The 16,906-nt window shown below is 44.6% G+C and carries 12 protein-coding genes and 1 pseudogene; 5 read left to right on the top strand and 8 right to left on the bottom strand.

The window, feature by feature from the left end:
* Nucleotides 1–3: 3 nt before the first annotated feature.
* The 3 genes and pseudogenes from tilS to ppx all read right to left on the bottom strand — a co-directional run.
* Entirely contained in the window at nt 4–1,617 is a 1,614-nt protein-coding gene (tilS, locus tag IP510_RS03965; protein WP_194363488.1) for a tRNA lysidine(34) synthetase TilS, read from the bottom strand.
* Nucleotides 1,618–1,784: 167 nt separating this feature from the next.
* Nucleotides 1,785–2,588: an acetyl-CoA carboxylase carboxyltransferase subunit alpha gene (locus IP510_RS03960; RefSeq protein WP_057758024.1), complete on the bottom strand. Its 804-nt coding sequence runs from the start codon at nt 2,586–2,588 to the stop codon at nt 1,785–1,787.
* 288 nt (nt 2,589–2,876) lie between these two features.
* A pseudogene (gene ppx, locus IP510_RS03955) lies at nt 2,877–4,391 on the bottom strand (exopolyphosphatase); the annotation flags it as partial.
* A gap of 460 nt (nt 4,392–4,851) precedes the next feature.
* Here ppx and IP510_RS03950 point away from each other — a divergent pair.
* Complete coding sequence (locus IP510_RS03950) at nt 4,852–5,187, top strand: DUF962 domain-containing protein (protein WP_227669498.1); 336 nt, start codon at nt 4,852–4,854, stop codon at nt 5,185–5,187.
* Nucleotides 5,188–5,296: 109 nt separating this feature from the next.
* Here IP510_RS03950 and IP510_RS03945 read toward each other — a convergent pair whose 3' ends face one another.
* Nucleotides 5,297–7,060 carry an AMP-binding protein gene (locus IP510_RS03945; protein WP_194363485.1) on the bottom strand — a complete coding sequence of 588 codons (1,764 nt, stop codon included), beginning with the start codon at nt 7,058–7,060 and terminating at the stop codon, nt 5,297–5,299.
* A 283-nt stretch (nt 7,061–7,343) separates the two neighbouring features.
* On the opposite strand from IP510_RS03945, the gene IP510_RS03940 reads away from it, so the two are divergent.
* Nucleotides 7,344–7,742: a lysozyme inhibitor LprI family protein gene (locus IP510_RS03940; RefSeq protein WP_194363484.1), complete on the top strand. Its 399-nt coding sequence runs from the start codon at nt 7,344–7,346 to the stop codon at nt 7,740–7,742.
* 119 nt (nt 7,743–7,861) lie between these two features.
* Here IP510_RS03940 and hemL read toward each other — a convergent pair whose 3' ends face one another.
* Both hemL and IP510_RS03930 read right to left on the bottom strand, forming a co-directional pair.
* On the bottom strand, nt 7,862–9,163 hold the full coding sequence (gene hemL / locus IP510_RS03935) for a glutamate-1-semialdehyde 2,1-aminomutase (RefSeq protein ID WP_194363483.1): 1,302 nt from the start codon (nt 9,161–9,163) through the stop codon (nt 7,862–7,864).
* A gap of 115 nt (nt 9,164–9,278) precedes the next feature.
* Nucleotides 9,279–9,632, bottom strand: a complete 354-nt coding sequence (locus IP510_RS03930) for a zinc ribbon domain-containing protein YjdM (protein WP_227669460.1) — start codon at nt 9,630–9,632, stop codon at nt 9,279–9,281.
* Nucleotides 9,633–9,931: 299 nt separating this feature from the next.
* On the opposite strand from IP510_RS03930, the gene IP510_RS03925 reads away from it, so the two are divergent.
* Together IP510_RS03925 and IP510_RS03920 are read left to right on the top strand one after the other, a co-directional pair.
* Complete coding sequence (locus IP510_RS03925; protein ID WP_194363482.1) at nt 9,932–10,684, top strand: YgfZ/GcvT domain-containing protein; 753 nt, start codon at nt 9,932–9,934, stop codon at nt 10,682–10,684.
* Nucleotides 10,685–10,775: 91 nt separating this feature from the next.
* Nucleotides 10,776–12,101 carry a D-amino acid dehydrogenase gene (locus IP510_RS03920; protein WP_194363481.1) on the top strand — a complete coding sequence of 442 codons (1,326 nt, stop codon included), beginning with the start codon at nt 10,776–10,778 and terminating at the stop codon, nt 12,099–12,101.
* A 112-nt stretch (nt 12,102–12,213) separates the two neighbouring features.
* Here the strand turns inward: IP510_RS03920 and IP510_RS03915 are convergent, their stop codons facing one another.
* Nucleotides 12,214–14,388 carry a molybdopterin oxidoreductase family protein gene (locus IP510_RS03915; protein ID WP_227669459.1) on the bottom strand — a complete coding sequence of 725 codons (2,175 nt, stop codon included), beginning with the start codon at nt 14,386–14,388 and terminating at the stop codon, nt 12,214–12,216.
* Between the two features lie 157 nt (nt 14,389–14,545).
* Nucleotides 14,546–15,244 carry a TetR/AcrR family transcriptional regulator gene (locus IP510_RS03910; RefSeq protein WP_194363480.1) on the bottom strand — a complete coding sequence of 233 codons (699 nt, stop codon included), beginning with the start codon at nt 15,242–15,244 and terminating at the stop codon, nt 14,546–14,548.
* 210 nt (nt 15,245–15,454) lie between these two features.
* Between IP510_RS03910 and IP510_RS03905 the strand changes: the two genes are divergently transcribed.
* A complete protein-coding gene (locus IP510_RS03905; RefSeq protein WP_194363479.1) occupies nt 15,455–16,693 on the top strand; it encodes an NADH:flavin oxidoreductase/NADH oxidase family protein in 1,239 nt (412 codons plus the stop codon).
* The last annotated feature ends 213 nt before the right edge of the window (nt 16,694–16,906 follow it).

Here is a 16,906-nt window from a genome sequence, read left to right as displayed (position 1 = left end):
AATTCAATGAGGATAAACAACGCTATTAAGCTGTTTGGCAAGTTGATCGGTATCGATCGTTATACTTACCTGCTCAGCATTTACATTTTTAGTATTCAAACCACTGCTACTTAATACCCAACGCTCAAATGGCGATAGTAACAAGACAGGTATGTCATTTATCACACTCTCTTCAGCATCATCGTTATCTGAAAAAGCGATACTAACCACGACTAAGCTCTCTCGTAGCCACAGCGGAATACCAAGCGTTTGATATAGTTTTTTGCCTGCTTGTGGGCGCACAGCCATCTCGGTCTTTAGCCGTTGCTTACGGTTTAATGGCGCTACCTTTAACATGAATTGAGATAGTATTTCGCTTGTATCGTTTTTTAGCGGCTCTATAAATGGTATCAGTACATCCGGCATAACTTGCAGCTGCCAAATATATTTATTGCTGCTACGTAGAGTAAGTGATGTCAGATCATGATCAGCTGAATGGTTAGATAAAGTTATTCTAGCTAGTGTTAGCTTATGCTCGATCAGTGGTATCTCTAGCCAAGACAGCAAGTCACCACTCAAACGGTACAACTGCTGACGATAGCGGCGAATGGTATAGGACTGCTTACGACCTTGCCAAAACAGCTCTGTCTGATGATCTTGATCTTCACGTTGGCTTAGCGTTAGCACATCATCCACAAGCTGCTTAGCAGGTGGTAATGGCTCATCTTGTCCCAACCAATAGTGCAATAGTTGCCGCTGACGATAAATGGGTAGTGCTTGTAGCGCATCGATATTCAATACACGCTGTGCGGATGAAAGTTGCAGATCTGCATTAGCTGTCTGCTGCATATCCTGCATATCCTGCATAGCTTGAGCATTGACTGTTTCCTGCGCATCATTCAACAGCTGCGCACTGCGAGCGATATTATCAATCACATTGGGGTTATACATAGCCAGTATTGGCATGATATCGCGGCGCAGTCCGCTACGTACGTTATCGCCGCTGTTATTAGTAGGATCATCTATATAAGGCAGCTCTAAACGCTTGGCATAGGCGCTGATAGTGGCTCGCCTGACAGTGAGCCAAGGTCGCCACAGGATATTGCGGTGCGCGTCCTGCGTTTGCACTCGCCATGGCTGCATACCAGAGAGACCATTGACGCCAGCGCCTTGGATTAGTCGCATCAATACTGTTTCGGCTTGGTCATCAGCGTGATGTGCTAATAGCAATACATCGTCTTGATTGATATGTGCGCGCATGACGTCATAACGTGCCTGCCGCGCAGCTTGCTCATCATGTCCGTTCACTTGTGCCTGTAAAATGCGACAAGGTATCTGCTGTACCTGTGCCCAATTGGCAACATGCTTGGCCCAGTGCTGACTATCCGCTTGTAGCCCATGGTCGACGTGTAAGAGCTGCGGCAAACATGGCAATCGTCCTTGCCTATAGAGCTGCACACACAGCGCCGCAAGTACCAATGAATCACGCCCACCACTACAGGCCAGCCAAAGACGGCGACCATGCAGCTGATCACTATACTCAGACATACTGCTCAGGAAAGCTGTCGCCAGAGTCTCATCAACTGGCAAATCGGCAATTGATTTAATGGGATGCGGGATGATTGCATTGCTGGTCATAGTCAGCCTTATTTTTAGTTACGTTAGATCCTTTATATACTAACAGCCATAAAAAAACGCGCCATTAAATGACACGTTTTTATTTTAGCATCAAGACTTAGACTCTAATATGAAAAGCCAGCTATTAAATAATAGCGGCTTAATAACAGAAAAATCCTATTAACCAATTAAGCAGGTAACATCACTTCTGAGTTAAAAGACTTTAGCTTTTCATAACGTAGCTCACAACGCTCTTGAGGATCTAAATCTTTAATCTCATCAAGCTGTTCAGTAATCAATGCTTTAAGGGCATTCATCACCGGCTGTGGCTGAATATGTGCGCCTTCACCTTCTTCGATAACGGCATCAATCAAACCCATTTGATACAGGTTGATGGCGTTTAACTTTAGCGCTTCACTAGCGTCTTGTGCTTTTTCAGCGGTTTTCCATAGGATAGAAGCACAGCCTTCAGGAGAGATCACTGAGTAAATGCTGTTTTGTAGCATATTTACTTTATCACCGACACCAATCGCCAATGCGCCACCTGAGCCGCCTTCACCAATGATAGTCACAATCACAGGAACTTTAAGGCTAGAAAATACAGCGATACTCTCTGCAATCGCTTGCGCCTGTCCGCGCTCTTCTGCACCAATACCAGGATAAGCACCTTGGGTATCGACAAAGGTCATTACAGGAATATTAAAGCGCTCAGCCATTTTCACCAAACGAATGACTTTGCGATAGCCTTCAGGATTGGCCATACCAAAGTTATGAGCAATACGCTCACGGGTGCTACGACCACGATGCTGACCAATTACCATTACAGGCTGACCGTCAAAACGCGCAAGACCACCAAGTATTGCTTTGTCATCGGCAAAAGCACGGTCGCCATGCAACTCGTCAAATTCGGTAAAAAGCTGATTAACATAGTCCATAAATAATGGACGCTTGGCGTGTCGTGCAAGCTGCACACTATCCCAGACAGTGCTCATAGACGCTTCCCTTTAATAATTATACTTAATGTATTTATGTTTAAGAATAATATCGTTATCCGTATTCAGATAATGAAAGTACAGTTGTAAACTCAATAGGAGCTATAGTAGCACATCTTATATAGCATGACATTATCGACAACGCCGCTTTTGTTACGTTAACCTTTAACTCGGTAATTACAATGGTAACTGCTCAATCTCTTGCGGCTCAGCGCTCATTGCTGCTGCCTTTTGCATATCAACGTCTTGAGTCTCAATCTCTTGAGCTTCAACCGCTGGCGTCTCAACCACGCTAAGCTTTATGCCCCACTTAGCGAATTGGTCAATCTCGGTACGCAAATCCGCGAGCAAGAACGCGTAATGCTCACTGCTATCAGCCAAGGTAATCTGCCAGCTGTTTTCAGCCACTACCTTTAGTTCTAGCTCTGGTAGCTCATAATCGCTGCGACTATGATGCGCTAGAACGGCGAGGCGGAGCAAGAGACACAAATAAACCAGCTGGTCGCCGCCAATCTGACAGGTTTGCTCTAGCATATCGGCTTTGAGCTTGCGACGATGATTGAGCATCAGCTGCGCCATGCGCTTTTGATCCACTTGCGAAAACCCTGGAATGTCAGAATACTCCAGCAAATATGCACTGTGCTTGTGATAGCTACTGTGACTGATTGCTAGCCCTATCTCATGTAAGAATGCTGCTCGTCTGAGCAAATCACAGTCATCATTGGTCAGCGTGAGCTTATCTTTAACTTGTTCAAATAAATAACGGCTGGTTTTTACCACTTGTTTGGCCTGTTTTTTATCCCCTGAATAACGCTTGATGAGTGCCAACACACTGCGGTCACGCACATCTTCGCTAGCAAAACGACCGAGCATGTCATACATGACGCCTTCACGCAATGCACCATCTGAGTAGATAATGGTCTCAACGCCCAACACTTTCATCACCGCACGCAGCACTGCCACGCCTGCAGGGAACACGGCTTTACGATGTTCTTTGACTCCTTCTAATTCAATATCATCAATATTGCCAATCTTAATCAGCAACTTCTCTAATTTTTTGACACCTTTATAAGTGATGCGCTCTTGCTCATCAGCCCAGCCTTTTGACACTAGGACGTTACGTACTGCTTTAATTGTGCCACTTGAGCCAACCACACTGCTCCAGCCTGTCTTTTGGTAACGACCATTGATGGCTAAGACTTCTTTGCGCGCGCCTGAAATAGCACTGTTGAAAGCTTCTTTGGTGATTAGCCCATCAGCAAAAAACTTTTGGGTAAAAGACACACAGCCCATCTGTAAACTCTCTGTCAATAACGGGTCAAACTCTTGACCAATAATGAACTCTGTTGAACCACCACCAATATCCATAACCAAGCGTTTATCACTACTCTCATTGGTATGTGAGACACCCAAATAAATCAATCGCGCCTCTTCACGGCCAGCGATAATCTCAATAGGCTTTGGCAAAATTTTATTGGCACGGGAAATAAAGTCATTGGCATTTTTGGCTTGACGCAACGCATTGGTCGCAACCACACGAATACGCTCTGGAGGCACTGAGTCCAAGCGCGCTACGAACCGACTCAAACAGTCCAGACCACGCTGCTCGGCTGCTGCGCTTAGAATGTTATTCTCATCTAATCCAGCGGCGAGCTGTACCTTTTCAGACATAGAGACTACTTTTCGCACTTCCCCGTGATCAAGACGAGCAATGGCCAAATGGAAACTGTTGGAACCAATATCGATGGCTGCCATCATTTCATCATCGCTGAGAGGCGGATTTGTAAGATAGTCAATAGGCATAGGACAAGTCATCACCGTGTTAGAGAGAGTGGATAGTTTACCAAAATCACGTGCTATATAGTTATAAAATCACATGTACAGAGAAAAGTAGCAACCACAGAAATCAGGGCAATTTTGTCATTAAAGCATTTATACTAAACACTCGCAAGCGATGCAAAACTGTAGCGGGGACATCAAGAAATAACCTATGATCTAAAAGGTGTCGGCTCAGCATCTAGCGCTTGTGTTACTCATATCGGTTTGCTACATTGAAAGCTATCAATATCATGATAAAAAACCGTTATTTACAGATGTTCTACCTGTACAACTTACTTCAAAAGTCACCAGTTAATCGATTAACAATCATCTGTAAGTAATAGTTATCAAACCCACCAGCAAGGAAGCTAGTCACATGAATCAGACTACCACAAAAGACGCTACCCAAAATACTGAGACCCCTATCAGCAGCGCTAAAAAGGACATGGTAAAAACCGAAAAAGTATCGGAACAGCCATTTTATGATTTCTATTTGAACGAGCATCAAAACATGGCTTGCCGTCGCTTGCACTTCGCAGGCAGCAGTTTTGGATTATTAGGATTGGCTAAGTCTGTCAAAACTCGTTCTCCCAAACCATTACTTAAAGGTATTGCCGCAGGATACGCTTGCGCGTGGGTCGGGCATTTTTTCTTTGAAAAAAACAAACCTGCCTCTTTTAAGTTTCCGTTAAAAAGCTTTGCCAGCGACTTCCGAATGTATGGCGATGTGGTACGCGGCAACTTAAGCTTGAGAGATCGCAAGTTTGATAAAGCGCGATAAAAAACATGTGAAATCGCAAGTTTATAAACGATAGCTTTATAACTAATAAAGGCATGTTAGACCCTCACAAGCTTATGAAGGTTTAACATACCCGAATTAAAAATCCAATCTAGCGTAGCTCTTTACGTAATATTTTACCGACTGCCGTTTTAGGCAGCTCGTCAATAAACACATAAGACTGCGGACGCTTATAGCCAGTCAGACGCTCAATAGCAAAAGCCACTAGCTCATCAGCCGTTAAACTTGGATCTTTTTTGACCACGAAGGCTTTGGGTACTTCACCGCTGTGCTTGTCTTCGACACCAATGACGGCCACTTCTAGCACTTTTGGGTGCTCAGTTAGTGCAGCCTCTACTTCATTAGGATAAACATTAAATCCTGAGACCAATATCATGTCTTTTTTACGATCGACAAGTGTCAAAAAACCATCGTGATCCATGACGCCAATATCGCCAGATTTAAAATAGCCATCTTTAGTAAAGGTATCTGTATTGTCTTTCTGCCAATAGCCTTGCATCACTTGTGGTCCTTTGATACCGACTTCTCCAGGTGTTCCGATCGCACATGAAGCACCATTTTCGCCAATGATTTTGATATTCATCATTGCTAACGGCAGACCAACGCTACCATTAAAACTCGTAATCCCTGGTGGATTGAACGAGATAACCGGTGCGGTCTCAGACATCCCATAACCTTCATGAATCATCATGCCCGTCACTTGTTGCCACTGATCAGATACCGCTTTGATGATGGCGGTGCCACCACCGATTGATAATGCCAATCGACTAAAATCAAGGTCTGCAAATTTTGGATGATTGAGCATACCAATAAACAAGGTATTCACAGAAGGAATGACATGCGGACGATGCTGCTCAATAGTATTGACTAACCCATCGATGTCACGTGGATTGGTAACCAATATATCTTCCCACCCACCATATATACCGAGCAAACCGCAAACGGTAAATGAAAAAATATGATAAAGCGGCAAAGGATTCAGTATTTTGATCTGCTCACTACGACCCGCTTCAATCGCCCTGCCAAACATCGCATAACACTGACAGATATTAGCCATGACATTATAGTGTGTCAGCATGGCGCCTTTTGGCTTACCAGTCGTGCCGCCTGTGTATTGTAATAAGGCCAAATCCTCACGCTTGATAGTCACAGGCTTATATCGCTCAGCGTGGTATGTATTTATAATATGCGCAAAGCTTATAGCCTGCTCTGAGATATCGTTTGTAGCATTATCGTTTGCAACATTATCGGCTGTGGTTTGGTTGGTTTGGTTGAATTGACGAGTAGTATCAGCTGAGGCTTCAAGTTGGGTAAGTAAGGCAATATCGTTATCAGTAGGTTCAGCATTCGGATTGACAGAACAATGTACGACCAGTGACAGCTGCGCTTTCACTGCATCGTCTAATTGATCGAAAGCGGCTGTCATTCCATCAAGGACAACCAGCACGCTAACTTGAGCATCCGTCAGTTGGTGTGCCAATTCATAATGGGTGTACATCGGATTGACATTTACCAGTACGGTGCCTGAGCGCAAACAGCCAAGCAGCACGACTGCATACTGCAATATATTGGGTAATTGTACAGCGACACGATCGCCTTTGCTGATGCCTTGTGCTTGCAAAAAAGCAGCAAAGCGGCGACTGGCAATATCCAATTGTGCAAAGGTAAGCGTAGCGGGCCCCATACTAAAAGCCACAGAATCACTATGTTGATCTATCTTCGGTTGCAACAAATCTAGCAGATTATGCTTGCCCTCTAACACATCTAGATTATTTCTTAGCCCGTGTTTCTCATACGAGGCTTGCCATAACGGTGGCGTATTACTGCTAGGCATATTATTGGTGCTGGTAGTCATGAGTTAGCGTCCTTGCTGAGTATGTTTTTCTCAGCATAGCACACTCTAATAACGATTTTCTAAGCGGCTGAGTCACTTTATGGGCTCTGTTATTAGTAGTATTTTTTGGGCCATATGCATCGCTTTTTATGACCAGTATATAGAACAAAAACTTGGCTCGACTAGCTTAAAAATGTAGGTGCAATCACATACGCACATTTACCAAACCCTTCATAAATTCGAGACATAGCTGAGATATAACCATGTTATGCTAATCGTCCGTTCATACTAGTAAAGAGGTTATATGATTATCATGAGCCCTATTAAAAAAGTCGGCTGTCTTGCTTTACTGTCAACAGGACTATTTGTCAGTGCTCAAGCGTCTGCAGCAACCACCTGCGACAACGCCTATACTCAAACAGATATGAATAAGTGCGCTGCAGCTAAGCTAGCAGTAGAAGACAAAAAACTGAACCAGTCTTACCGTGATTTTCAGCGCTTGCTTAGTAGCTCTGAGAAACAACAATTAAAAACGGTGCAATTGGCATGGATTGATTTTAGAGACAAAGCTTGCCAGTTTTCTGCCAGTCCAGTTCGTGGCGGTAGTATTTATCCAATGGTGCTAAATGACTGTTTGACCACTTATACACAACAACGACGTGTGCAGTTAGACGCCGATATTAAAAACATCAAAAGTAAATAGATAACTGTAGAAAATAAATGGCAATAAAAAAAACCAGCACCTCTTAAAGTACTGGTTTTTTATTGCTAGTTTTTCTATTGCTTTGATTAAGGCTACTTATGACTTTGAGTCAGAATAAATTAAACGCTGGCCATTTCTGCAAATATCTCATCAGCCGCTTTGATCGACGCATCAATATCTTCATCGCTATGCTTGATAGACATAAAGCCTGCTTCATAAGCAGAGGGTGCAAGATAAATACCACGATCTAGCATGCCATGAAAGAAGGTATTAAATACCGTCATGTCACACTCTGTCACGTCATCAAAGTTCTGAGGTACAGCAGTCTCATTGTCTCTGACGAAGAACATACCAAACATACCGCCCAATTTATTGGTACGAAGGTTAATACCATGCTTGTCAGCCGCTGCTTGGAAACCGTCTACTAAACGATCAACTTTCGCTGCTAATTCGTCATAAAAACCGTCTGCCGTTAAGTCTTCAAACATCGCAATACCAGCACGCATCGCGAGTGGGTTGCCTGATAACGTACCAGCTTGATAGACACCGCCAAGTGGTGCGATACAAGACATGACTTCTTTTTTACCACCGAAAGCGCCAACAGGTAGACCTGCACCGATGATTTTGCCAAAGCAAGTTAAATCAGGATCGATGCCGAAGTGGGCTTGTGCACCGCCAAGTCCAACGCGAAAGCCCGTCATAACTTCATCAAAGATTAATACCGCACCATTGGCAGTACACTCTGCACGCAACGTATCATGGAATTCTTGTGTTGGAATGACCATGTTCATGTTGCCTGCGATTGGCTCCAAGATAACGCAAGCGACTTCTTCGCCCCATTTCTCAAAGCAATCTTTGATCGCTTGCGGATCATTATAAGGAATCGTAATCGTGTGCTTAGCAAAATCAGCAGGTACGCCTTTAGACGTTGGTTCACCGATATCAAGCATGCCTGAACCTGCTTTTACTAACAGACTGTCTGAATGACCATGGTAGCAACCTTCAAACTTCACAATTTTGTCACGTTGGGTATAACCACGCGCTAGACGAATTGCACTCATGGTCGCTTCTGTACCAGAGCTGGTCATACGAATCATTTCAACACTAGGCACGATTTCGCAAATCTTATCTGCAACTGTCGTCTCGAACGGTGTAGGCGTGCCAAAGCTTAGACCATCATCAGCGGCTTTTTTAACCGCATCAATAACTTTTGGATGCGCATGACCCAAAATCATCGGGCCCCAAGAGCCGACATAATCGATATAGGCATTGTCTTCGGTGTCATAAATTTTGCTACCATTGGCACGGTGCATAAAGATTGGCGTACCACCAACTCCTGCAAAGGCGCGGACTGGCGAGTTGACACCGCCTGGAATATGTTTGCTGGCTTGGGCAAAGAGCTGTTCGTTTTTAGTACTCATAATTATTCTCTACTTATAGCGACATTTATATTGGCATTTATAACGACAATGTTTTGTGATTAAACGTCTGCTTTATATTTGTTTATTATAAAATTTTTCAAGCATATCTGAAACGCTAGGCTTTTTTCACGACAGATGACTTAAGCTTCATTGGCCCGTAGCCATCAAGTTTGCAGTCGATATCATGACCGTCAGTAGCATCCGGCAATAGACGAATACTTTTCGCCTTGGTACCTACTTTAATCACGATTGAAGAGCCTTTGACTTTTAGGTCTTTGATCACAGTCACCGCATCACCGTCTTGTAGCTCGTTGCCGACAGCATCACGAATAACTGCATCTTGCTCTTCAGCTTGCGCAGCATCGGTCTCAGCCACCGTCCACTCATGAGCACACATTGGACATACCAGTAACGCACCATCTTCATACGTATATTCAGCATCACATTTAGGACAATTTGGTAAGCTCATTATTTCCTCGGCAGCCATGACAGATTAGATTTTTACTAGAGCCAACATTGTACCGTAACTGATCATTTTTAACCAATTTGTACGGTTGAAAACTGGGTGCTGAGCCCAATTTAATGCTTAACTCACCACTCAGTGATGACGTTTTTTATGACCGTGTTTTTTGTGGTACTCTTCTTAGCCTCATTTAGATTTATGTGCACATATACTGTCAATGATAAAAGCGCCCGTATAATTTTTTATCGCTTCGATTTACCCACTATATTATTAATAAATAAGCTCTCATCAGAAGGATAATAACAATGACTCAGTCTCCAGACACATCAGCACTGCCGCAGTTTTCACAATTGACCATTCAAGGCGAAGACGCCGAAAAATTCTTTCAAGGACAATTGACCTGTGATGTTACCAAACTTGGGCTTAGCTATCAGGCAGCCGCCATCGGTAACTTAAAAGGCCGTATTGAATTTGGTATTTGGATTAAGAAACAAGCAGAAAAGCAGTATGATGTAGTCATAAGTAGCGACTGCGCTGAGTCATTGCAAGCACACCTTAAAAAGTATGGTGCATTTTCAAAGTTTGAAACCAGTGCACCAGTCGCGATTTATCCTTGCGTACTCGATAATGTGCCAACCTTTAGCCATAAAGACGATCATAATACGACTGAGGATACTCAAGCTTGGATGCAATGCAGTATTGCCACTGGTAACTATTGGATCGTAGCCGCCACTCAAGGCGAGTTCCAACCGCAAGAGCTGCGTCTGCATCAGCGCGGCGGTATGGATTACGACAAAGGCTGCTATCTGGGTCAAGAAGTCATCGCTCGTATTTATTTTAAATCAGCACCCAAAGCATTTTTGCACTATGTACAAGGCACCGGTGAAGCACCAAGCGCAGGTGACAAACTTGATAAAATCCAAGTGGTCAATGCCATGAAAAATGACGAGGGTTTTATAGCTCTTGTCGTTGCTCGCCCTGAACAGTTAGCAGAAAGCGATTTGAGCATATTGGACTTGCCAGCTGCTCTACAGGTAGATGTTGCACGTCCAAAATAAAAGTAAATCGGATCAAGCAAGCGACGCAGCAAAGGTGATGGTAGATTAATACAGCGCTACCATCATGATTAACATGAGCATAGAGAATCCTATGACACATATTGCGGTACTCGGAGCAGGCGTGGTGGGTGTAACCACTGCATGGTATCTACGTCAAGCAGGCTATGATGTGACCGTGATCGAGCGCGAATCAGCAGCAGGTATGCAAACCTCGTTCGCAAATGGTGGTCAAATATCTGTCTCACATGCCACGCCTTGGGCCAATCCTGCGACCCCGATGAAAGCGCTCAAGTGGTTGTTTAAAGAAGATGCCCCGCTACTGTATCGCTTGCGTGCGGATAAAGCGCAGCTCAAATGGGCGATGCAGTTTCTACAAGAATGCCGCGCCGATAGAGCCGATGCCAATCTCGTACAAATGGTACGTCTGGGTTTGTACTCCAGAGATGCTTTGCAGCAGCTGCGTGCAGATATCGGTATTAATTACGAGCAGCAAACACGCGGTATCATGCATTTTTATACCAATCAGGCAGAGTTTGATGCGGCTATAGAACCAACCGAACGCATGCAAGCGCTTGGCTGTGAGCGCTACGTGATTGATATCAATAACGCCGTCAATTTAGAGCCATCGCTTTACCCAATTGCTCATAAGCTGACTGGAGCAACCTATACCAGTCGTGATGAGTCTGGCAATGCCCATTTATTTACTCAACGTTTGGCGCAGCGCTGCATCGATGCTGGTGTACAGTTTTTATATGATACTGAAATTTTGGCACTCAATACCGATACAGACTCTTCGCGCCCGCACGTGCACAGTGTTACCATTCGCCCGACAGGTGAAAATGTCCAAACCTTTACTGCAGATACTTATGTGTTGGCGCTTGGTAGCTACAGCGTGTCATTACTAAAACCTTTGGGCATACACGCACCAATATTTCCAGCAAAAGGCTATTCGGCTACTTATACTGTCAACCCACGAGCGCCGCATCTAGCACCTTTTGTGAGCCTGATTGATGATGAGTTTAAACTGGTTACCTCACGATTGGGTGACCAATTGCGAGTGGCTGGCACCGCAGAGTTTAATGGCTACAATTTAGACTTGAATACCACTCGCTGTGAAGCCATTACTCGGCGTGTACAGCAATTATTTCCGAAAGGTATTATCGCAAACTCGGTACAATATTGGACAGGACTGCGCCCGATGACCCCATCGAACGTGCCCCTTATTGGTCGTGCACACTGCGGTCAAGTCAAACACGGCAGCCATAATGCCTCAGCTACTTTTGACAACTTATGGCTCAATACTGGGCATGGTACGCTGGGTTGGACGCATTCTTGTGGTTCTGCAAAAGCCCTTAGTTTATTAATCCAAGGCGAAACCCCTAACGTTGATTTTGACTTTGTGGGTATGAGCACTTAATCAAATAAGCGATAGATTAAGATTTCGTGCAAAAAAGAAGGCGCTTACCTATAGTAAGCGCCTTCTTTTAAATTTAGGGAAAGACTTATATTACTGTGCTACCCATTAAGATTTATGATGCCGTAGCCAATACGTCATCTGTTACTGATTCAAGCGCTTCTAACTGCACAGGCACACCATTGACTGCCGCGTTGCCACTCAGCTGATCGATTAGGGTATCATCTGTCAAATCATTCACACTCACCCCCGCATGCGCTTGGGCAATCTTTTGCTTGACCCCTTTACGTCCATGACCAAAGCCGTGCGGGATACTGACCACACCTGGCATCAGTTCATCCGTCACTTCTGCTGCAATGATCACACTGCTGATCCGCGAGGTGACTTTTACAGATTGACCATCAACGATACCATGCTGCGCCGCTGTGTCAGGATGCAACATCAATGTACAACGAGATTTACCTTTTACCAATCGATGGCTATTGTGCAACCATGAGTTGTTACTACGCACATGACGACGGCCAATGAGTAAAATCTCATCATCGTTATACTGCTGTACCATCTCTCTAACCCGTGCCAAATCTGCTTGATAAAAATCTACATGAAGATGAATCTGCTTGTCTGCATGCTTGATAGCGTCTGGCAACATACTGTGCAATGGCCCTAAATCGATACCATGCGGGTTTTCCATGAGCACATCTAACGTGACCTCTTTATAAGGTCCATACTTTAGACCTTGCTCTAAAACAAATTTCGGCCCAAATGCTTTTATCGCTGCACGCTCTTTTTGCGTTGCTTCTGGCGCATCTTTATCCAAGCGTGCTGCCAGCTCTAAATAAATCTCCCAATCATGTCTCGTCTCTTCTGATCTCTCAAACAAGGCTGGCGAGTATTTGGCGACATTGTGCACTGCAAATCCATTAAACGTCACATCGTAATGGTCACGCTCTAGTGGCGATACAGGCGGCAAGATAATATTGGCATGACGACTGGTCTCGGTCACAAAGTAATCAAGTGACACCATAAACTCTAGTTTTGACAGCGCTTCGTCTAGCTTTTCACCATTTGGGGTACTTAGCACAGGGTTACCTGCAATAGTGACGAACCCTTTTAATTGCCCCTCACCTTCGACCAACATCTCATCTGCCATCGCGACCACGGGATACTCACCATTAAAATCAGGCAAGTTACTCACGCGGCTGTGGCGTTTACCCAGATAGCCTGGACCTGAGCTGTTCACAACATCCATTGCAGGGTTGGGGAACATCAATCCGCCCACTTCATCTAAGCGCCCTGTGACGATATTAATGACCATCGACAGATACTGGCTCAATAGGCCGAACTCTTGCACCGAAATACCCATTCGACCATAGCAAACCGAGCTTTCCGCTTCGCAAAATTCTTTGACAATACGTTTGATTTCAGATGCAGTAATACCTGTAATAGCAGCGACTGTTTCTGCCGTGTACTCTTCGGCAAACAGAGCAAGTCGGTCAATTTCTGGAGCTAAATTAGCAACCTTGCCATCTAATTTAGCATAGCCTTGCGCATAGATTTCATTGAGCATGGCAAGTAATAGCAACACATCTGTCGCAGGACGAATAAAATGATGCTCGCTAGCGATATCTGCAGTTTCTGTGCGGCGCGGATCAATCACCACCACTTTGCCGTCACGGGCTTTGATGTCTTTTAGCTTTTGGCGCATGTTCGGGGCAGTCATGATACTGCCGTTAGAAGCTAGCGGATTGCCACCGATAATGAGCATGTATTGGGTGTGGTTCACATCAGGAACTGGAATACGTAGCATATGGCCAAATAGATGCATGCTGACGATATGATGTGGCAGTTGGTCAATAGAGGTGGCAGAAAATCGACTGCGGGTTTTTAAGCTGGTGAGTAGCTGTTTGATAGTCAGCATACCGCCCATGTTGTGTACGTTGGGGTTACCAAGATAAACCCCCAATGCGTTTTGGCCATATTTTTGCTGTACGGATTGAATACCTGCGGCCACTTTATCCAACGCTTCTGGCCAACTGAGCGTTTTCCAGCCATCGGCCGTTCTCTCGACAGGCTGACGCAGACGGTCAGGATCTTCATGCAAATCCTGCAAAGCGGTGGCTTTTGGGCAAATATAGCCTTGAGAAAAGGGGTCGTTTTTATCCCCTTTAATCGATAAGACTTTTTCGCCGTCGTGCTTTATTTCAACTCCGCACATGGCCTCGCACAATGTGCAGGTTCTAAAATGCGTTTGCTCTTCGCCTAACGTTGGTGTAGCCATGGTTGTGGCCATAATAACTCTCCCTGTTGTGTTTGATTAATCCTAGTTTTTACGATAGCCGTCATGAATGGACATAATTACCAGACGTCATCACCAAACATCGTGATTAAATCTAATGATTAAGTTTAATGAGTAAACCTAAAAACCCATTATCACTACTTTGTTATCGTTACTTGCTCTGATTGCTTCCGTGCAAAAAATTGGCGAACAGCGCATCGAAGCTGCTGCTTAACGTATCGATCGCTTGTTGTCTTGAGTAGCGCTGCTGATGACAGCCCAATATCAACTCGTGTACTTGTGCTGCTGCCATATCGACACAAAGATTGATAGCCGTCCGCTCAACCGAGCGATTCGATAGCTGCAATCCTTGAATAAATATCTCTGTCCACTCTACTTGTATCTCGGTGACTAAATTGCCCAGTCCGTTGTTCAACGAAGATTGGTTTTCTATATTGGCACTAAACCGTGGACGGTCTTCTAATAGGTGCTGAAACAAGGCAATGTTTTGAAAGGCAGAGTCAAAAATCATCATCAGACAGTTCTGACACTGCTGAGCAAACTGCACTTCGCTTAGGACATCATAATCCTTGAGCATATTGACCCACGCCATACGCATGGGTGATAGGTAGTTGTCTTTTAGCTGAGTACTCAGCTCGTTTTGTAAAGCGTCCAAGCTGTCAAAGTGATTATAAAAACTAGGCTGCGCAATGCCAGCACCTTTGGCCACTTTATTCATACTCATACCCTGAGCACCTTCTAAGCTGTACAGTCGTAGCGCACTTTTTAGCAGCGCACGTCGCGTCTTTGCTTTTGCCAGCTCGCGCTTTGACTCTATGGGTGCGGTGGTCTCTTGGATTAGTACAGTCACGACAAAGGTATCCCTACTGGTTAAACCATTTATTCTACACGTCAGTAATTTATCTACAGTGCTATTGCAGCAAAAAAATGTGATGATAATACTCAAATGCTGACAACTATTATTTCAACTATAAGATTATAGCCATTTAAACAATAAGTCTATAGTCAAACCCATAGCAGAACTCATGCTTCACAAAACAATATTTTTGAGGTTACTATCATGACATCTCCCGTTTTTTCACCTTTTACATTACCGTGCGGCATCACGCTATCCAACCGCTTGGCAAAGGCGGCCATGGAAGAAAACATGGCGGACACAGGCCAGATTCCAAGCCCAGCTTTGTTACGTCTGTATCAGCGATGGGCGAATGGCGGTGCAGGATTATTGATTACAGGCAATGTCATGGTCGATGGTCGTGCGATGACTGGGCCTGGTGGAGTCGTATTGAACAAAGATAGTGATATAGCCCCTTTTAGAACGTGGGCACAGGCTGCCAAGCAAAACGACACACGCGTTTTAATGCAGCTCAATCATCCGGGTCGCCAAGTGTATGCGGCGATGGGCGGTGATGTATTGTCCCCTTCTGATGTGGCTATGGATTTGGGCAAATACTCTCATTTGTTTAGCAAGCCTCGTGCGATGACCCAATCAGATATCGATCAGTTGATACAACGGTTTGCTGATACAGCTGTAAAGGCTGAGCAAGCAGGTTTTGATGGTGTGCAGATTCATGCCGCCCATGGCTATCTTATTTCACAGTTTTTATCGCCACTGACCAATAAACGAGACGATCAATACGGCGGCTCGATTGAAAACCGAATGCGCTTGCTCATTGAGGTTATCAAGGCAGTTCGTGCTCAAGTCTCGCCCAGTTTTGCGGTTGGGGTAAAAATAAATTCGGCAGATTTTCAACGGGGCGGATTTGATGCCAAGGATGCAAGGCAGGTTGTTTTAGCCATGAATGAGTTGGCGATTGATTTGGTCGAGCTGTCTGGTGGCAGTTATGAAAGCCCCGCTATGCAAGGCAATACAGCAGATGGACAGACTCTGCAGCGAGAAGCCTACTTTTTAGATTTTGCAAAAGAGATTGCGCAGGTCGCTACAATGCCTGTCATGACTACTGGCGGCGTTAGACGATTGGCTGTTGCAGAAGACGTGTTGGCTCAAGGGATTGATATCGTCGGTATGGGAACGGCTCTCGCCATGAACCCTTCCTTATCCAATGATTGGAAAAAAGACAGCACGCTGATTGCTCATGACCCCGTTGTACGCTGGAAAGACAAAACAATGAGTGCACTCGCGACCATGTCTGTCATCAAACGCCAACTACAGCGTATGAGTAAAGGCAAGCGACCGAAACCAAATGCCTCACCGATACTCTCGCTCGTCAAGGATCGTATTCGCATAAAGAGACTGACCAAACGTTATCAGCGTTATTTAGCGACTCTAGCAAAATAAAGGAATCCGTTTATTCTCAATTATGACCCATAAAAAAAGAGCAGCTGCTTCACATCCAAACAGTTGCTGTTTTTTATTGGCCATTTTCAATGATAAAATCTGTCAAAACGCTGAGCTAACTCGTCAATCATCATAACGCACAATAGACATAATTTACGATTTATGACTATAGCGACCTTCCAGATAACACACATTGCACGGTCACCATAATTA

It is taken from the genome of Psychrobacter sp. NG254 (assembly GCF_015277735.1).
GTDB lineage: Bacteria > Pseudomonadota > Gammaproteobacteria > Pseudomonadales > Moraxellaceae > Psychrobacter.
Note: the sequence above shows the minus strand (reverse complement) of the source record. Positions and strands in the feature narration are given on the sequence as shown.